The sequence below is a fragment of the Glycomyces sp. NPDC047010 genome (genome assembly GCF_040644205.1).
Taxonomy (GTDB): domain Bacteria; phylum Actinomycetota; class Actinomycetes; order Mycobacteriales; family Micromonosporaceae; genus Glycomyces.
In genome coordinates, this window is the sequence record NZ_JBEYVY010000001.1 from 371,731 (window position 1) to 387,614 (window position 15,884).

Below are 15,884 nucleotides of genomic sequence, written 5' to 3' on the forward strand. Positions count from 1 at the left end.
GAGTCCTCCACCAGAGATTGAGGTTCCTTTGAACATCGCCAAGATCGAGACCTTCCTCGTGCCGCCGAGGTGGCTGTTCGTGCGCATCGAGACCGACGACGGGGTCGTCGGCTGGGGCGAGCCGGTCGTCGAGGGCCGCGCCGAGGCCGTGGCCGCGGTCGTGGACGCGCTCGCCGAGCGGCTGGTCGGCGCGGACGCGTCCCGGATCGAGGACCACTGGCAGGTCATGACGAAGGGCGGGTTCTACCGCGGCGGGCCGGTGCTGTCGAGCGCGGTCGCCGGGATCGACCAGGCCCTGTGGGACGTCAAGGGCAAGGCCCTGGGCGTGCCCGTGTACGAGCTGCTCGGCGGCGCGGTGCGCGACAAGGTGCGCGTGTACTCGTGGATCGGCGGCGACAGCGTGCAGGCGCTCGCCGAGGACGCGCTGCGCGCCAAGGAGCACGGCTTCGACGCGGTCAAGTGCAACGGCGCGGCGCAGCTGGGCCCGATCGAGTCGCCCGCGGCGGTGAAGCGGATCGCGGGGCAGTTCGCGGAGCTGCGGGCGGCGGTCGGCGACGACTTCGACATCGCGATCGACTTCCACGGCCGCTTCTCGGCGGCGATGGCCCGGCGGGTGCTGCCGCTCCTGGAGCCGGTCATGCCGCTGTTCGTGGAGGAGCCGCTCACCCCGGAGTTCTCGCGGGACCTGGCGACGGTCACCGCGGGGACGTCGATCCCGATCGCGACGGGCGAGCGGCTGTACTCGCGGTGGGACTTCCGGGACGTGCTGCCGACGGGGATCGCGGTCGCGCAGCCGGACCTGTCGCACGCGGGCGGGATCTCGGAGGTGCGGCGGATCGCTGCGATGGCGGAGGCGCACGGGGTGGCGCTGGCGCCGCACTGCCCGCTGGGGCCGATCGCGCTCGCGTCGAGCCTCCAGGTGGACTTCGCGACGCCGAACTTCCTCATCCAGGAGCAGAGCCTCGGCATCCACTACAACCAGGGCAACGATCTCATGGACTACCTGGTGGACCCCTCGGTGTTCGCATTCGACGAAGGCTACGTCGCACGTCCGACAAAACCAGGGCTCGGCATCGAGGTCGACGAGGCGGCGGTGCGGAAGGCGGCCGAGCGTGGGCACCGGTGGCGCAACCAGGTGTGGCGGCTGAAGGACGGCACGTTCGCGGAGTGGTAGCGCGGCGGTAGCCGACTGAGGACGGGAGGGCCCCACTGCGGAAGCGCTGGGGCCCTTCGCTATGCGGTGGGGAGGGCCGCGGTGGCGATGACCTCGTCGAGGATCGCGCGGGTGCGGTGGAGGTCGGCGATGGTGCGGTCGATGCGCTCGCGCTCGGCCATGAGGTCGCGGGCGAGGCTCTCGGTGGTGAGCTCGTTCGGGCCGCCGTCCTCGTCGTGGATGCACGGGAGGACCGAGGCGACGGTGGCCGAGTCGAGCCCGGCCGCGAACAGCACCTGGATGCGGATGACCCGGTCGACGGCCCTGTCCGCGTACTCGCGGTGGCCGCCGGGGGTGCGCTCGGAGGCGAGGAGGTCGCGCTCCTCGTAGTAGCGCAGGGACCTGACGGAGACGCCGGTCCGCTTCGCGAGCTCACCGATTCGCATGGCGTGCCTCACAATCCCTTGAACCTCACATGGGTGTCAGGTTCTACGGTACCCGCATGACGAACGAAACCGCCGCCCCTGCGGGCACCGCCTCCGCGAGCACCGACCGGCGCCTCTTCGAGCCCGTGAGGCTCGGGGCCCTGGAGCTCCCCAACCGCATGGTCATGGCCCCCATGACCCGCAACCGCGCCACGTTCGCGGGCGTGCCGCTCCCGCTCATGGCCGAGTACTACGGCCAGAGGGCCACCGCGGGCCTCATCGTCGGCGAGGCGAGCACCCCCTCCCCCGCCGGGTTCACGTACCCCGAGATCGCGGGGCTCTACGACGACGCGCAGGTCGAGGGCTGGCGTGCCGTCGCCGACGCGGTCCACGCGGAGGGCGGGCTCCTGGTCCTCCAGATCGAGCACGGCGGGCGCATCGGGCACCCGGACAACAACCCGGGCGGGCTGCTGCCGCTCGCGCCCTCGGCGGTGCGGCTGCCGGGCGGGATCCACACGCCCACAGGGCATCAGGAGGCGCCGGTCCCGGTCGAGATGACCGAGGCGGACGTCAAGGCGGCGGTGGGCGAGTTCGCGGCGGCGGCCCGGAACGCGCTGCGGGCGGACGCCGACGGCGTGGAGGTCCACGCGGCGAACGGGTACCTGCTCAACCAGTTCCTGTCGTCGTCCACGAATCGGCGCACCGACCGGTACGGCGACTCGGTGGAGAACAAGATCCGGTTCGTGGTCGAGGTCGTGGAGGCGGTGGTCGCCGAGGTCGGCGCGGAGCGGACGGGGCTGCGGATCTCGCCGTGGAACACGGGGAACGGGATCGACGTGTCCGACAGCGAGGCGGTGTTCCCGGCGCTGCTCGACGCGTTGTCGCCGCTGGGGCTCGCGTACCTGCACGTCGGGCGGGCGCTGCCGGGCGAGGCGCTGTTCGGGGAGCTGCGCCGGCGCTGGGCGGGGCCGCTGGTCGCGAACCCGGAGCTGGGCGACCCGCTGCCGATCCCGGCGGACGGCGGCCTGTCGAAGGGCGTGGAACTGCTGGAGGCGGGCGCGGACGCGATCGCGTTCGGGCGGGCGTTCCTGGCGAACCCGGACCTGGTGGCGCGGTACGAGACGGGTGCGGCGCTGACGCCGGTGCGGGAGGACCGGTCGATGTACGGGCGGGGCCCGGAGGCGTACACGGACTACCCGTTCCTCTAGGGCGCAACGCAAATGGCCCCCTGCCGCGGTGCGGCAGGGGGCCGGGTGTTCAGTCGGGTCTCAGCAGTTCAGCTCCTCCAGGGTGAAGCTGAGGTCGGCGGTGTCGCCGGCCGGGAGCGCGAGGCTCCCGAAGTCGGCGGCGTAGCCGTCCTTGGAGGCGATGATCGTGAAGTCGCCCTCGGGGAACCAGTAGGAGTAGTCCCCGTTGTCGTCGGTCCAGAAGTGGAAGCGGTCGCCGTCGGCGCCGCGGACCTGGACCTGGACGTCGCCGAGCGGGACGGTGTCGCCGTCGCAGGTGGCGGCGAGGACGGTCCCGGTGACCTTGCCCTGCTCGACCGTCGGGACGACGAGCATCGAGACGTCCACTGTGGGCGACTCGTTGGGGCTGACGTAGTTCGCCGTCAGCACGGCCGTGTAGGTGCCGGGCTGGTCGACGCCCGCGTCGGCGGTGGCGCTGGTCTTGACGGTGACGGTGACCGTGGCCCCGGCGGGGACGGTGACCGCGTCGACGCTCGTGGTCAGCCACGAGGTGTCACCGGGGTAGCCGTAGCCGAGGATGGCGAAGCCGCCGTCGGAGACCGAGAACGTGACGTCGCCGTCGGCGGTCCCGGTGTTGGTGAGCCGCAGCCGGGTCGACCAGGTCGCCCCCTGCTGGACGTAGGTGCTGACCGACGACGCGGAGATGCTGATGTCCGCGACGCCGATCCCGAAGTCCGCGGTGGTCACGGCGTCGGGGACGATCGCGACGTCCTCGGTGGCGGAGCCGTAGTCGGCGACGACGGCCTTGAACTCGCTCGGGCCCGAGCCGGGCGCGAACGTCCAGTAGGAGCCGTCGGCGTCCGTCACGGCCGAGTAGCCGGACGCGGTGTGGGTGACCACGGCGCCCGCGAAGGGCTCGCCGGTCTCCAGGTCGGTGACGGTGCCGCGCACCAGGCCGCCCTCGATGGCGGTGCAGTCGCGGGAGGTGCCGACGAACACGTCGTCGATCTCCCACCACCACGCCCACGTGGTGTTGTCGTTGTAGTGGAACTTGACCTGCGCCGCGGTGGAGTCGGCCCACTCGGTGAGGTCGATCTCGACGGTCTGGTTGCGGGCGTTCGCGGTCGGGGCCCACACGGTCTCCCACGTGGCGCCGGCGTCAGGGCTGAAGAGGACCTCGGCGACGGTGTTGTAGGAGCCCTTGTAGTAGTCGGTCGCGAACGACAGGACCGGTTCGTCGGCGGCGGACAGGTCGAACACCGGGGAGACGAGGTCGGAGTCGAGGAGCTTCCCGCCCGATCCCTGCTCGTCGGAGTCGGCGATGGCGAACCCGCCGGAGCCGGGGGTGCGGTTGCCGCGCCCGCCGGGGTCGTCGAACGTCCACGGGTTCTCGGCGCGGTTGACGACGGTCCAGCCCGCGGGCGCGGTGCCGCCCTCGAAGCCGTTCCCGAGGGGCTCGTACCCGTAGCCGGGCGCGGTGCAGTCCTCGGTGATCGGCACTTCAACAACGAGGTCGTTCGATGAGACGACGCCGGTGGTGACGGTCTGGTAGCCGGGGTAGTCGGCGTCGACCACGAGGTCCCACTCGCCGACCGGGAGGGTCAGCGAGAACTCGCCAGTGACCGGGTCGGTGGTCGTGGAGACCTCGCCGCCCTCGGTCGCGACGGTGGCCGCGAGCGGCCAGCCGTGGCCGGAGCCGTCGACGACCGTGCCGCTCACCGTCGCGGAGTCGACCGCGTCGAGGACGGCGTCGAAGACCGCGGACTGGTCCGCTTCGACGGTGACGGTGCCGGTGGTCTGCGCGTACCCGAACTTGTCGACGGTGACCGCGTACGTGCCCGTCGGGACGACCGGGAGCGTGAACGCCCCGTCGTCGCCGGTGGTCGCGCGGCGGGTGAAGTCGCCGGTGAACACCAGGTCGGCGTCCGCGACGGGCGCGCCGTCCTGGTCGGTGACGGTGCCGGAGATCGATCCGGTGTCGCCGATCGGGGAGGCGAGGACCGCCGCGAGGGCGTCGAGCTTCCCGTTGCCCCACACGTTGTTCAGGTCGGCGGTGCCGCCGCACTGGTCGTCGTCCACGGGGACGGCGGTGCCGGTGAGGGCCTCGTAGATCCCTTCGTAGTCGCCGTCGAGCGCCGGTGCGGCCGAGAGGATCAGGGCCACGGCGCCGACGACGTGCGGTGCGGCCATGGAGGTGCCGCTCTTGAGGCCGTAGCCGGTCCCGGGGATCGCGGAGCGGACCGCGACGCCGGGGGCGGCCAGGTCGGGCTTGACCTGCCCGTCGCGGCCGGGGCCGCGGGCGGAGAAGTACGCGATCTCGCCGGCCGCGTCGTAGGCGCCGACGCCGATCACGTTCGGGTACAGGCCCGGCGAACCGGCCGACTCGCAGCCCTCTTCGCCGTTGTTGCCCAGGGACATCACGGGGATGATCCCGGCGGCGTGCCACAGGGCCACGACGTCCTCGTAGAACGGGTCGTCCACGGAGGCCGTGGTGCCCCACGAGTTGTTGACCACGTCGGGGGCCTTGGACGGGTCCGGGTCGGAGCCGTCGGCCTTGGTGGGCGCGGCGATCCACTGCCCGGCGTCCAGGAGCGCGTCGGCGCTGGGGCAGCAGCCGTTCACGGCGATCCACTCGGCGCCGGGGGCGACGCCGATCTGGTTGCCCGCCCCGTCGTCGCCGACCATGGTGCCCATGGTGTGGGTGCCGTGGCCGTTGGTGTCGCAGGGGGCGTCCCCGGCGCACGCGTTGGCGACGTCGTAGAAGTTGTAGTCGTGCGTGAAGGTGCCGTCGCCGTTGTTGCCGCGGTACTGGTTCACCAGGGCCGGGTGGTCGTAGTCCACGCCGGTGTCGATCGAGGCGACGACGACGCCGGTGCCGTCGTAGCCGAGGTCCCACACGTCGGGGGCGTTGATCGCGTCGACGCCCCACTCGGTGGCGGTGGTCCCGAAGCCGCTCTCGGGCACGGGGTCGATGAGCTCGTACTCGGGCGCCTGGACGAGGGCGTCCACATTGGCGACCTGCACGAGGTCGGCGACGAGGTCCTTGCCGCCGGTGGCGCGCACGGTGTTGGAGCCCCAGTAGGATTCGTAGTCGACACCGGACTGCTCCAGGAGGTCGATCACGTCCTTCTGCGAGGCTTCGGCGAACTCCTGGGCCGCTGCAACGGCCTCGGAGCCCTTCTCGGTCTTGGTGTCTGCGGCGAGGGCGGGGCCGAAGTCGGGGGCGCCGTCAAAGCGCACCCAGATCTCGGCCTCGCCCTCTGACTCGATCGCCGCCAGCAGGTCGGCGGCGACCTTGTCGTCTATGAGTGCGTCGGTGTCGGACTCGGCGAAGGCCGCGGTACCGGGCATGGCCGATACCAGCAGGCCCGCGGCCGCAGCCGCGAGCGCCCTGCGCCATCGTCGTTGCGGATTCGTCACGACGGCTCCTGTTCTGTTGGGCTCCGGGCGCGGGGTACGGCCCGGAGTGGGGGGGGTCGACCGGCGCCTCGCGTGGATGCGCGGACGCCGACGAGGACACGTTGCCAGTCCACAAACGAACGCACAAGGCCCCACTTCGCACGGTTCGGTCACGGGCCGACACAACACCGGTAACGGCCGTATGCGGCGGAGCGGGCGAAGGACCCGTACCGGGAGCGGGGAGCAGAGCCCCTGAACTCGGGAGATTCCCGCGCAGCCCGGCGGAAGCGGGACGCCGCGGGGCGCGGAGTAACGCTTCGTCAACACTCCGGAAACGGAACGTAGACCATTTCAAGTGACCAAGATCACAAAGAAGGTTGCGCGAAGGCGTTGGGGCGCTTGGGACTCACGTCGAGTAGTGGCCGCATTACCCCTTCTGCACCCTGGGGCACGAGAGCGGCCCCCGCCCACACGGGGCGGGGGCCGAAGCCGAATCGGTGCGGGCTACTCGAAACCGCCGCCGAAGTCCCCGCCGCCCCCGAAGTCGCCGCCGCCGAAGTCCCCTCCGCCGTAGTCGCCGCCCCCGTCGCCGCCGTCGGCGGACGCGTCGCCGCCGTCCGAGAAGCCGTCCTGGTAGCCGTCCGCGTAACCGCCCTCGACCGCGCCCATCGCGTACGCCGGGGAGATCATCGCGTCGAAGATCATCATGCCCACCAGGGCGCCACCGGCGCCCGCCAGCGCGGGCTGCCACCACGGCGTGTTGTACCAGCCGGACGGGACGGGGCGTCCGTCCACATTGCCGCCCGGGTAGTAGTGGCGGTTCTCGTCGCTCGGGTCGGGCGAGCCGGTGTACCGGCGGCCCTCGACCTCGGCGGTCACCGGCTCGGTGAGCGCGCCGGTGCGGCGCTGGCCGCGCATCGTGGGGATCTCGGGGCCCGGGTCGAGGTCCATCGCCAGCCGGGCGGCGCGCACGTAGTGCAGGCCCTCGACGGCGGTCTCGGCCGCGAGCCGGTACTGGTTGATCGTCTGGGCCTGCTCCAGCTGGGAGCCGGTCGCCGTGTAGCGCTCGCCCGCGTCGGCGAGGGCCTGCCCGGCGGGCAGGTTGTCGCCGGGGGCGACGAGGTTCATCGTCTGCCCGCCGAGGCGCTCGTGCAGGCGGCGGGCCTCGGCCTGCGCGTCGGCCAGCTCGGCGGCGGCGCGCTTCTTGTTGGACTGGACCAGGAAGGCGATGACCAGGATGGCGATCACCAGGAGGGTCAACCACAGGAACATGTACCGACTCTACCTGCGGCCGCCCGCTTAGACTGGCCCCTATGACGTGGGTCCTATTGGCGGCGGTGTGCCTCGCGGCGGGCGGGGTCGGGGGATGGTTCGCAGGGCGGTCGCGCCAGGCGGCGGAGCTGGCGGCCGCGACGGCCCGCCTGGAGGCCGCCGCGGAGAACGAGCACCGGCTCGAAGCGACACTGCGGACGGTGGCGTACGAGGCGACCGACCATTCGCGGGAGGCCGTGGGGCAGGTGCTCGCGCCGATCGCGGACACCTTGCAGCGCTACGAGACCCGGCTCAGCGATGTGGAGAAGGCGCGCGTGGACGCGTACGCGCAGCTGCGGATCCAGCTCTCGGGCGTCGCCGACATTTCGGAGGGCCTGCGGGAGCAGACCGGGCGGCTCCTGGGCGCGCTGCGGTCCCCGCAGGTGCGCGGCCAGTGGGGCGAGGTGCAGCTGCGGCGGATCGTCGAGGCCGCGGGCATGGTCGAGCACTGCGACTTCTCCGAGCAGCACACGGGTTCGGTGGACGGGCGCGGCGTGCGCCCCGACCTGGTGGTGCGGCTGTCGGGCGGGCGGACCCTCGTGGTCGACGCGAAGGCCCCGCTCCAGGCGTACCTCCAGGCCCTGGAGATCGAGGACGAGGCGGGGCGCGACCAGCTGCTGAAGGCGCACGCGAAGCACCTGCGGCGGCACGCGGAGGCGCTGGCGGGCAAGGAGTACTGGCGGGCGTTCGACGACACTCCGGAGCTGGTGGTCCTGTTCGTGCCCGCGGACGCGTTCCTCGACGCCGCTTTGCGGGGGGACCCTTTGCTGATGGAGGACGCGTTCGCGCGGGGCGTGGTGATCGCGTCGCCGGCGACGCTGATGGCGCTGCTGCGCACGGTGGCGCACACGTGGCGCCAGGAGGCGCTGGCGCGGCACGCGAAGGAGGTCCACAAGCTGGGCCGGGAGCTGCACGAGCGGCTCGGTTCGGTCGCGGGGCACTTCGCGCGCCTCGGCTCATCCCTGGAGGCGGCCGTGGGCTCGTACAACGCGGCGGTCGCGAGCGTCGAGTCGCGGCTGCTGGTGACGGCGCGGCGGTTCAGCGAGCTGGAGGTCGCGGGCGACCCGCCCGAGTCCCCGGAACCGGTGGTGACGCCGGCGCGGCGCCCGTCCTGGGACGAGTTAGGCGCGTCCGGCGGCGCGGAGGTCGGTGACGAGTTCGCGCGGGAGCTGGAAGGTGATCTTCTCGGTGACCGGCTCGAACTCCTCGACGCTGGTGAACCCGCGCTGCGCGAGGTGCGCGAGGACGTCCTGCACGAGGTTGTCGGGGACCGACGCGCCCGAGGAGAGCCCCACGGTGGCGGCGCCGTCGAGCCAGTCCTCCTGGATCTCGTGCGCGAAGTCGATGAGGTGCCCGGAGCGGGCGCCGTGCTGCACGGCGACCTCCACGAGCCGCACCGAGTTCGAGGAGTTCTTGGAGCCGACGACGAGCATCACGTCGCACTCGGCGGCGATGTCCTTGACGACCTGCTGGCGGTTCTGCGTCGCGTAGCAGATGTCATCGCTCGGCGGGCTCTGGAGCATCGGGAGGCGCTTCTTGAGCCGGTCGACGGTCTCCATGGTCTCGTCCACCGAGAGGGTGGTCTGCGACAGCCACACGACCTTCTCGGGGTCGCGGATGCGGACGCCGTCGACCGCGTCGGGGCCGTCCACGAGCTGGATGTGCTCGGGCGCCTCGCCGGCGGTGCCGACGACCTCCTCGTGGCCCTCGTGGCCGATGAGGAGGATGTCGTAGTCGTCCTCGGCGTACCGGCGGGCCTCCTTGTGGACCTTGGTCACGAGGGGGCAGGTCGCGTCGATCGCCTTGAGGCCGCGCTCGGCGGCCTGGTCGTGGACCTCGGGCGCCACGCCGTGCGCGGAGAACACGACGACGGACCCGGGCGGGACCTCCGCGTTCTCCTCCACGAACACCGCGCCCTTCGCGGCGAGCGTGTCCACCACGTGCCGGTTGTGCACGATCTCCTTGCGCACGTAGACGGGAGCGCCGTAGAGCTCCAGCGCCTTCTCGACGGTCACCACGGCCCGGTCCACGCCCGCGCAGTACCCGCGCGGCTTGGCCAACAACACTCGCTTCGGGTCTGCCACGCCTCGATGGTAACCGGACGCCCGGTTTCGTCACACCCCCCAGTTACTCTGGCCACGTGACCGCCGCAGAGCAGAGCAGCCCAGCGCAGGGCCAGGACGCACCGGCCACCGGGCCCGGCGCTCCGATGAGCGCCGAGAACCCGTGGCCGCTGCGGGTGGTGTCGAAGAAGATCGGCGACTGGCTGGCGCGGCTCGGGGAGGTGTGGACCGAGGGGCAGATCACCGAGATCAGCCACCGGGGCCGCACGGTGTACCTGACGCTGCGGGACCCGTCGTCCGAGGTGTCGATGCGGGTCGTGGACTTCACCGGCGCCGTCGCCGCGTGCGAGCCGCCGCTGCGGGACGGCGCGCAGGTCGTGATCCGGGCGCAGGCGCAGTGGTGGGACAAGAACGGGTCGCTGTCCTTGCACGTGCGCGAGATCCGGCAGGTCGGGCTCGGGGAGCTGCTCGCGCGGCTGGAGCGGCTGAAGAAGCTGCTCGCCGCGGAGGGCCTGTTCGCGGCCGACCGGAAGAAGCCGCTGCCGTTCCTGCCGTACCGGATCGGGCTGATCACCGGGCGGGCCTCCGATGCGATGCGCGACGTTCTGAAGAACGCGAAGGCGCGGCTGCCGTCCGCGGACTTCGAGGTCCGCGAGGTCGCCGTCCAGGGGCCGCGCGCGGTCACCGAGGTGTGCGCGGCGCTCGCCGAGCTCGACCGGGACCCCGACGTGGAGGTCATCGTGATCGCCCGCGGCGGCGGCTCGATGGAGGACCTGCTGCCGTTCTCGGACGAGACGCTGTGCCGGGCCGTCGCCGAGGCGGTGACGCCGGTGGTGTCGGCGATCGGGCACGAGCCGGACACGCCGATCCTCGACTACGTCGCCGACTGGCGCGCCTCCACGCCCACCGAGGCCGGCAAGAAGGTGGTCCCGGACCTCGCCGAGGAGCAGCGCGGCCTGAACATCAGCCGAACCCGGCTGCGGCAGGCCCTGAACGCGATGCTGGCCCGCGAGTCGGACGGGCTCGCCGCGATGCGGGCGCGGCCGGTGCTGGCGCGGCCCGAGTCGATGCTGGAGGCCCGGTCGGAGGCCGTGGCGAACCTGGTGCACCGCATGAGGGCCCGGGTCGACTCGCGGCTGGAGCGGTCGGCGGACGAGCTGGAGCACCTGCGGGCGCGGCTGCGCACCCTCTCCCCGCAGTCCACACTGGACCGCGGCTACGCGATCGTCACGGACACGGCTTCGGGGGCGGTCCTGCGGGACGCGGCCGACGCCGGGGAGGCCGTGGAGGTGCGCCTCGCGGCGGGCTCGCTGCGGGCCGCGGTCGTGGCGACCACGACAGATCAGGCGACGGAACAGACGGCAACGGAAACGACGGAGGACGACGCGTGAGCGACGAGCAGTTGACGTACGAGGAGGCCCGCGCCGAGCTGGTCGCGACCGTCGAGCGCCTGGAGGCGGGCGGGGCGACCCTGGAGGAGTCCCTGAAGCTCTGGGAGCGCGGCGAGGCCCTCGCCGACCGCTGCCAGTCCCACCTGGAGGGCGCCCGCGAGCGCCTCAGGGCCCGCACGGAGCCCGAAGCCGACGAGGACTAGGACGCGGCCTTACGAAGCGGCGGCGACGCCCGCCGCGAGGTCGTCGAGGTCGGCCGTGCCGTCGGTCTCGGCCGAGAGCACGACCGTGGCGCCGTCGATGACCGCGACCCACGCTTCGCCGCTGTCGAGGTCGTAGGAGGCCCACTCGATCCCGGCGGCCTCAACGGGCGTCCCGGCGCCGGTGAGGCCCTCGTCGACCGCGGTCGCGTCGCCGGAGGTCTCGGCCATCTGGAGGCCGTTGCCCTCGGGCGAGTACCAGCCGGTGCGCAGGGTCGTGACGGTCCCGTCGGCGGCGAGGTGCGTGGAGATCGGCTTCCAGTCCTCGCTCAGCTCCGGTTCGATCGCGGGCAGGCCCAGGCTCGCGGCCGTCGCGTAGTTCTCGCCGGTGTCCACGACGCTGACCTGCCGGTCCTCGGCGATCCAGCCCCAGCCCCAGTAGATCAGGCCGAGCGGCACCAGCAGCACCGCCATCGACAGCGCCATGTCGCGCATGCGCCGCGGCCGCGGGCGCGAGGACTTCGCGGACTCGGCGTTCGCCTCCGCGGCCTCCCGGGCCTCGTCGATGTCGACCTCTGCGGCGGCGGCCTTGACCTCTTCGCTGGACATGCCCCCATCCTGGACGACCGCTGCGGCGCGTCCCGAGGCGCCCCGCCGCGGGGTGGCCCACGAGTCCTCCCACCGCCGGGCCGCGATGGGGCCGAACCGGGACGCACGCCGCCAACGAGGCGCGAATCCGACTTCCGGGCCCTCGGGGCACTGCAATAACCTTTCGGGCAGCGGCCATCCGCGCCCGACCGGAAGGAGCCCCCGTTGATCCTCGTGGCAGGCGAGAACGTCATCGACCTCGTGCCCGCACCCGGCGGCCAGCTCCGCCCCACCTGCGGCGGCGGCCCCGCGAACACCGCCGTGGCCCTCGCGAGGCGCGGCATCCCCACCGCGCTCGTCGGCTCCGTCGGCGGCGACCACTTCGGGCGCCGCGTGTGGCGCCGCCACATCTCCGCGGGGGTGCGCCGCGACTGGCTCCAGCGCACCGACCTGCCCTCGACGCTCGGCCTCGCCGTCGTCAACGGCGACGGCACCGCCCGCTACGACTACTGGACGACCGGCACCGCCGACTTCGCGTGGGAGGGCCGGGCCCTGCCCAAGCCCGATCCCGGCGCGGTGGACCTCGTCCACTTCGGGTCCCTCGCCGCGTACCTGGAGCCGTCGGCGCGCGCCATCGAGCACTGGGTCAACCGCGCCCGCGGCTCCGTGCCCGTCACGTTCGACCCGAACCTGCGCCTCGGCGTCATGGGCGAAGCCGCGAAGGTCCGCGAGCGCACCGAGCGGCTCGTGGGCCTGTCGACCCTCGTGCGCGTCTCCGAACGCGACCTCGCGCAGATCTACCCGGGCGCGCCCGTCGACCGGGTCGCCCGCGAGTGGCTCGACGCCGGGCCGGAGCTCGTCGTCGTCACCCTCGGCGACGCCGGGTCGGTCGCCTTCCACCGCAACCACACCACCGAGGCCACCGCCCCGCCCGTGGACCTCGTGGACGCGATCGGCGCGGGCGACGCCTACACCTCGGGCCTCCTCGGCTGGCTCACCTCCGCGGGCTGGATGCGCCTCGACCGCCTCGCGTCCTGGGGCAACTCCACGGTGATCGCCGCGGCGCTGCGGTACGCGAGCCAGATCGCCGCCCACGCGTGCACCATCCCCGGCGCGCCCTGACCCGCGCCGTTCACACACCCGCAATACGGACACGGGCGGCATAACATGGACTCGTGCCACACCAGGAACTCCGGATCTGCATCGCCGAGGACGACCTCGACGCCGCGCTGCGCCTCGACGTGCGCCGCGGCCTGACCTCGCGCCCCAAGCACCTCCCGATGCGCCTGCACTACGACGGGCGCGGCTCGGCCCTGTTCGGGGAGCTCACGCGCCAGCCGGAGTACTACCAGACCCGCAGCGAGCGCGCGGTCCTGCGCGACCGCGCGGCCGACATCGCCGCGTTCGGCACCGGCCCGGTCGCCGTGGTCGAACTCGGCGCGGGCCGCGCCGAGAAGATCCGCCCCGTCCTCGACGCGTTCGCCGCCGCCGGTCGCCTCGAAGCGTTCTGGCCCTTCGACGTCGCCGAAGGGGAGGTCCGGGACGTGCTCGCGGAGCTGGCCGCGGCCTACCCGGACGTGCGGCTCGGCGGGATCGTCGGCGACTTCACCCGCCACCTCTCCCAGCTGCCCGACAACGGCAGCGCGCGCCTCGTCGCGTTCCTCGGCGGGACCTTCGGGAACTTCACCGGCCCCGAGCGCGGCCGCTTCCTCCAGGACCTGCGCGAGGCCCTGCGCCCTGGCGACCGGTTCCTCGTCGGCGCCGACCTCGTCAAGGACCCGGAGGTGATCCTCGCGGCCTACAACGACGCCGCGGGCGTCACCGCCGAGTTCAACCGGAACGTGCTGCACGTCCTCAACCTGCGCCTCGGCGCCGACTTCGCGCCCGCGCACTTCGAGCACGTCGCCCTGTGGGACGGCGGGACCGACACGATCGACATGCGGCTGCGCGCCATGAAGCCGATGACCGTCCGGATCGCGGACCTGGACCTGGACGTGTCCTTCGCGGTCGGCGAGGAGATCCGCACCGGCATCTCCGTCAAGTTCCACCGCGGCGAGCTGGAGTCGCAGCTGCGCGCCGCCGGGTTCGCGCCCGCCGCGTGCTGGACCGACGCGCACGGGTACATGGGCGTGTTCCTCGCCGAGGCGGTCTGAACACGCGTGCCGACCGGGTCCGGCGGCTAGGGTGGCGGGCATGGGAGAGATCGTGCTCATCCGCCACGGCGAGACGACCTGGTCGGCCTCGGGCCAGCACACGTCCGTGACCGACCTCGACCTCACCGAGCACGGTGCGGCGCAGGCGAAGGCGCTCGCGCCGCTCCTCGCGGGCCGGCGGTTCGCCGCGGTCTGGTCGAGCCCGCGCAAGCGGGCCCTGGTCACCGCCGACCTCGCCGGGCTCGACGTCGACGCCGTCATCCCCGACCTCGCCGAATGGGCGTACGGCGACTACGAGGGCCGCACCAGCGACGAGATCGCCGCCGAGGACCCGCACTGGTCGCTGTGGACCGACGGCGGCAAGGGCCCCGAAGGGGAGACCCCCGCGCAGGTCGCCACCCGCCTCGACCGAGCCCTCGCCGAAGCGGAGCCGCTGCTCGTCCAAGGCGACGTCGCGTTCGTCGCGCACGGCCACAGCCTCCGCGTCGCCGCCGCCCGCTGGCTCGGCCGCCCGCCCCGCGACGGCCGCGACTTCACCATCGACACGGCCTCGGTCGGCGCGCTCGGCTACGAGCACGGCGGCCACGCCGTCACCCTCTGGAACCTGACCGCCGCCGCTGTGGCCGAACAGGAATAAGCTGGTCGGTGCACTCGACGAAGGAGCACCGACATGGACCCGATTCTGCTCTCGATCGCCACCGCCGCCGCCAGCACGGCCGGGGGCAAAGCCGTTGAAGGCGTCATCGCGGCCGGGCGGTACGTCAAGGAGCGGTTCGCGAAGGACCGCGACCGCAAGCTGACGCTCATGGAGGCCCGGGACGAGGAGATCCCGATGACCGACCTGGCGAAGGCCATCGAGGAGGAGTGCGCCGCGGACCCGGCGTTCCGCGGCGAGCTGGAGCGGCTGGCCGGGCGGTCCATCCAGGTGACGCAGGTGAACCAGGCCGGGCAGCAGGTCAAGTTCCAGAACAACTTCTACGGGCCGGGGCCGGAGAAGGTCGTGCAGGGCGAGACCATCAACATCCAGAACCTCAACTGACCGGCGCGGTGCGGTAGCGTCCCCGTTCATGAGCGATCCCCTCCCCTCCCCACGCGTGCCCGCACGGGCCTGGCTGTGGGTCTTCGGCGCGGCGCTGGCCGTGGAGCTGCTGGCCGTCGGTCTCGGATGGGACGGCGTCAGGTGGGTCAGCAAGGGCGCCTTGACGCTCCTGCTCCTCGGATACCTGATCACCGTGGCCGAGCCGGGCCAGGCGGCGGCGCGGCTGTTCGGGGCCGGGCTGGTGTTCGCGTGCGCCGCGGACCTCGCGCTGCTGGTCGACGGGACGCCCGCGTTCCTGACCGGGATGGGCCTGTTCGCGGTCATGCAGGTGCTGTACCTCGCCGCGTTCGTGAAACTCGGTGCGCTGCACGCCTTCGGAAGCCGCCGCCTGGTGTTCATCTGCTACTTCGCGTTCTGGGCCGGACTCATCACCGCACTGTGGACACAGCTCGGCCCCCTCGCGGCGCCGATCGCCGTCTACAGCCTCCTGCTCGTGGCGATGGCCGCGACCGCCGCCGGACTCGGGTTCGCCCGGGCCGCAGGGCATCTCGCCGGCTGGGGCGGCGCGCTGTTCGTGGTATCCGACCTGGTCCTGGGCCTCGGCGTCGCCGGGTACGACATCCCCGGCGCGGATCTGGCGGTCATGTCCACGTACGGGATCGCCCAGCTCCTGCTGACCGTGGGAGTCACCAGGCACCTGAAGCGCCGCCCGGCCCATTAGAGTCGTGCCATGAAACGCGTCCTGTGGGTCCTGGCGTTCGTCGTCGGCGGCTTCTTCATCGTGCGGGCCCTCATGGAGCCCTTCGTCATCGACTTCTCGGACCCGTCCTCGTACGCCGAGGACTGGGGCGGCCCCAGCCTCATCGGCGTCCTCCTCGTCCACATGGGACCGGGAGTCCTCGCCGCGGCCCTCCTCGTCTGGCTCGTCCGCAAGAACGACCGCCGCAAGAAGGCCGCCAAAGACGACGCCTGATC

The 15,884-nt window shown here is 72.6% G+C and carries 15 protein-coding genes and 1 pseudogene; 11 read left to right on the forward strand and 5 right to left on the reverse strand.

Translation table 11 applies throughout. The features are described from left to right. Positions 1–28: 28 nt before the first annotated feature. A complete protein-coding gene (gene dgoD / locus AB0A65_RS01750) occupies positions 29–1,174 on the forward strand; it encodes a galactonate dehydratase (RefSeq protein WP_359944598.1) in 1,146 nt (381 codons plus the stop codon). Positions 1,175–1,233: 59 nt separating this feature from the next. On the opposite strand, the gene AB0A65_RS01755 is transcribed toward dgoD, so the two are convergent. Beyond that, positions 1,234–1,599, reverse strand: a complete 366-nt coding sequence (locus AB0A65_RS01755; RefSeq protein WP_359944602.1) for a MerR family transcriptional regulator — start codon at positions 1,597–1,599, stop codon at positions 1,234–1,236. Positions 1,600–1,655: 56 nt separating this feature from the next. On the opposite strand from AB0A65_RS01755, the gene AB0A65_RS01760 reads away from it, so the two are divergent. Beyond that, positions 1,656–2,786 carry an alkene reductase gene (locus AB0A65_RS01760; RefSeq protein WP_359944605.1) on the forward strand — a complete coding sequence of 377 codons (1,131 nt, stop codon included), beginning with the start codon at positions 1,656–1,658 and terminating at the stop codon, positions 2,784–2,786. Positions 2,787–2,846: 60 nt separating this feature from the next. Here AB0A65_RS01760 and AB0A65_RS01765 read toward each other — a convergent pair whose 3' ends face one another. Then, positions 2,847–6,185: a S8 family serine peptidase gene (locus AB0A65_RS01765; RefSeq protein ID WP_359944608.1), complete on the reverse strand. Its 3,339-nt coding sequence runs from the start codon at positions 6,183–6,185 to the stop codon at positions 2,847–2,849. A gap of 483 nt (positions 6,186–6,668) precedes the next feature. Continuing rightward, entirely contained in the window at positions 6,669–7,436 is a 768-nt protein-coding gene (locus tag AB0A65_RS01770) for a hypothetical protein (RefSeq protein WP_359944611.1), read from the reverse strand. Between the two features lie 41 nt (positions 7,437–7,477). Here AB0A65_RS01770 and AB0A65_RS01775 point away from each other — a divergent pair. Then, positions 7,478–8,539: pseudogene (locus tag AB0A65_RS01775) on the forward strand (DNA recombination protein RmuC); the annotation flags it as partial. A 57-nt stretch (positions 8,540–8,596) separates the two neighbouring features. Here the strand turns inward: AB0A65_RS01775 and AB0A65_RS01780 are convergent. Next, complete coding sequence (locus AB0A65_RS01780) at positions 8,597–9,559, reverse strand: 4-hydroxy-3-methylbut-2-enyl diphosphate reductase (RefSeq protein ID WP_359944614.1); 963 nt, start codon at positions 9,557–9,559, stop codon at positions 8,597–8,599. 56 nt (positions 9,560–9,615) lie between these two features. On the opposite strand from AB0A65_RS01780, the gene xseA reads away from it, so the two are divergent. Continuing rightward, positions 9,616–10,929 (forward strand): exodeoxyribonuclease VII large subunit, encoded by a 1,314-nt coding sequence (gene xseA, locus AB0A65_RS01785; RefSeq protein ID WP_359944616.1) that lies wholly within the window; start codon positions 9,616–9,618, stop codon positions 10,927–10,929. After that, positions 10,926–11,132 (forward strand): exodeoxyribonuclease VII small subunit, encoded by a 207-nt coding sequence (locus AB0A65_RS01790; protein ID WP_359944618.1) that lies wholly within the window; start codon positions 10,926–10,928, stop codon positions 11,130–11,132. The genes xseA and AB0A65_RS01790 overlap by 4 nt, the downstream gene beginning before the upstream one ends. Positions 11,133–11,141: 9 nt before the next feature. On the opposite strand, the gene AB0A65_RS01795 is transcribed toward AB0A65_RS01790, so the two are convergent. Continuing rightward, positions 11,142–11,738, reverse strand: coding sequence for a DUF4245 family protein (locus AB0A65_RS01795; RefSeq protein ID WP_359944621.1), 597 nt, complete (start codon positions 11,736–11,738; stop codon positions 11,142–11,144). Between the two features lie 213 nt (positions 11,739–11,951). On the opposite strand from AB0A65_RS01795, the gene AB0A65_RS01800 reads away from it, so the two are divergent. Genes AB0A65_RS01800 through AB0A65_RS01825 form a run of 6 tightly spaced genes read left to right on the forward strand, consistent with a single transcriptional unit; the run spans position 11,952 to position 15,882 of the window. Further along, complete coding sequence (locus AB0A65_RS01800; protein WP_359945552.1) at positions 11,952–12,839, forward strand: carbohydrate kinase; 888 nt, start codon at positions 11,952–11,954, stop codon at positions 12,837–12,839. A gap of 53 nt (positions 12,840–12,892) precedes the next feature. Further along, positions 12,893–13,870 (forward strand): L-histidine N(alpha)-methyltransferase, encoded by a 978-nt coding sequence (egtD, locus tag AB0A65_RS01805; RefSeq protein WP_359944624.1) that lies wholly within the window; start codon positions 12,893–12,895, stop codon positions 13,868–13,870. A 40-nt stretch (positions 13,871–13,910) separates the two neighbouring features. Then, on the forward strand, positions 13,911–14,507 hold the full coding sequence (locus AB0A65_RS01810; RefSeq protein WP_359944626.1) for a histidine phosphatase family protein: 597 nt from the start codon (positions 13,911–13,913) through the stop codon (positions 14,505–14,507). 33 nt (positions 14,508–14,540) lie between these two features. Next, complete coding sequence (locus AB0A65_RS01815) at positions 14,541–14,909, forward strand: hypothetical protein (RefSeq protein ID WP_359944629.1); 369 nt, start codon at positions 14,541–14,543, stop codon at positions 14,907–14,909. Positions 14,910–14,937: 28 nt separating this feature from the next. Then, on the forward strand, positions 14,938–15,630 hold the full coding sequence (locus tag AB0A65_RS01820) for a lysoplasmalogenase (RefSeq protein WP_359944632.1): 693 nt from the start codon (positions 14,938–14,940) through the stop codon (positions 15,628–15,630). 9 nt (positions 15,631–15,639) lie between these two features. Continuing rightward, positions 15,640–15,882, forward strand: a complete 243-nt coding sequence (locus tag AB0A65_RS01825; RefSeq protein WP_359944635.1) for a hypothetical protein — start codon at positions 15,640–15,642, stop codon at positions 15,880–15,882. Positions 15,883–15,884: the final 2 nt, after the last annotated feature.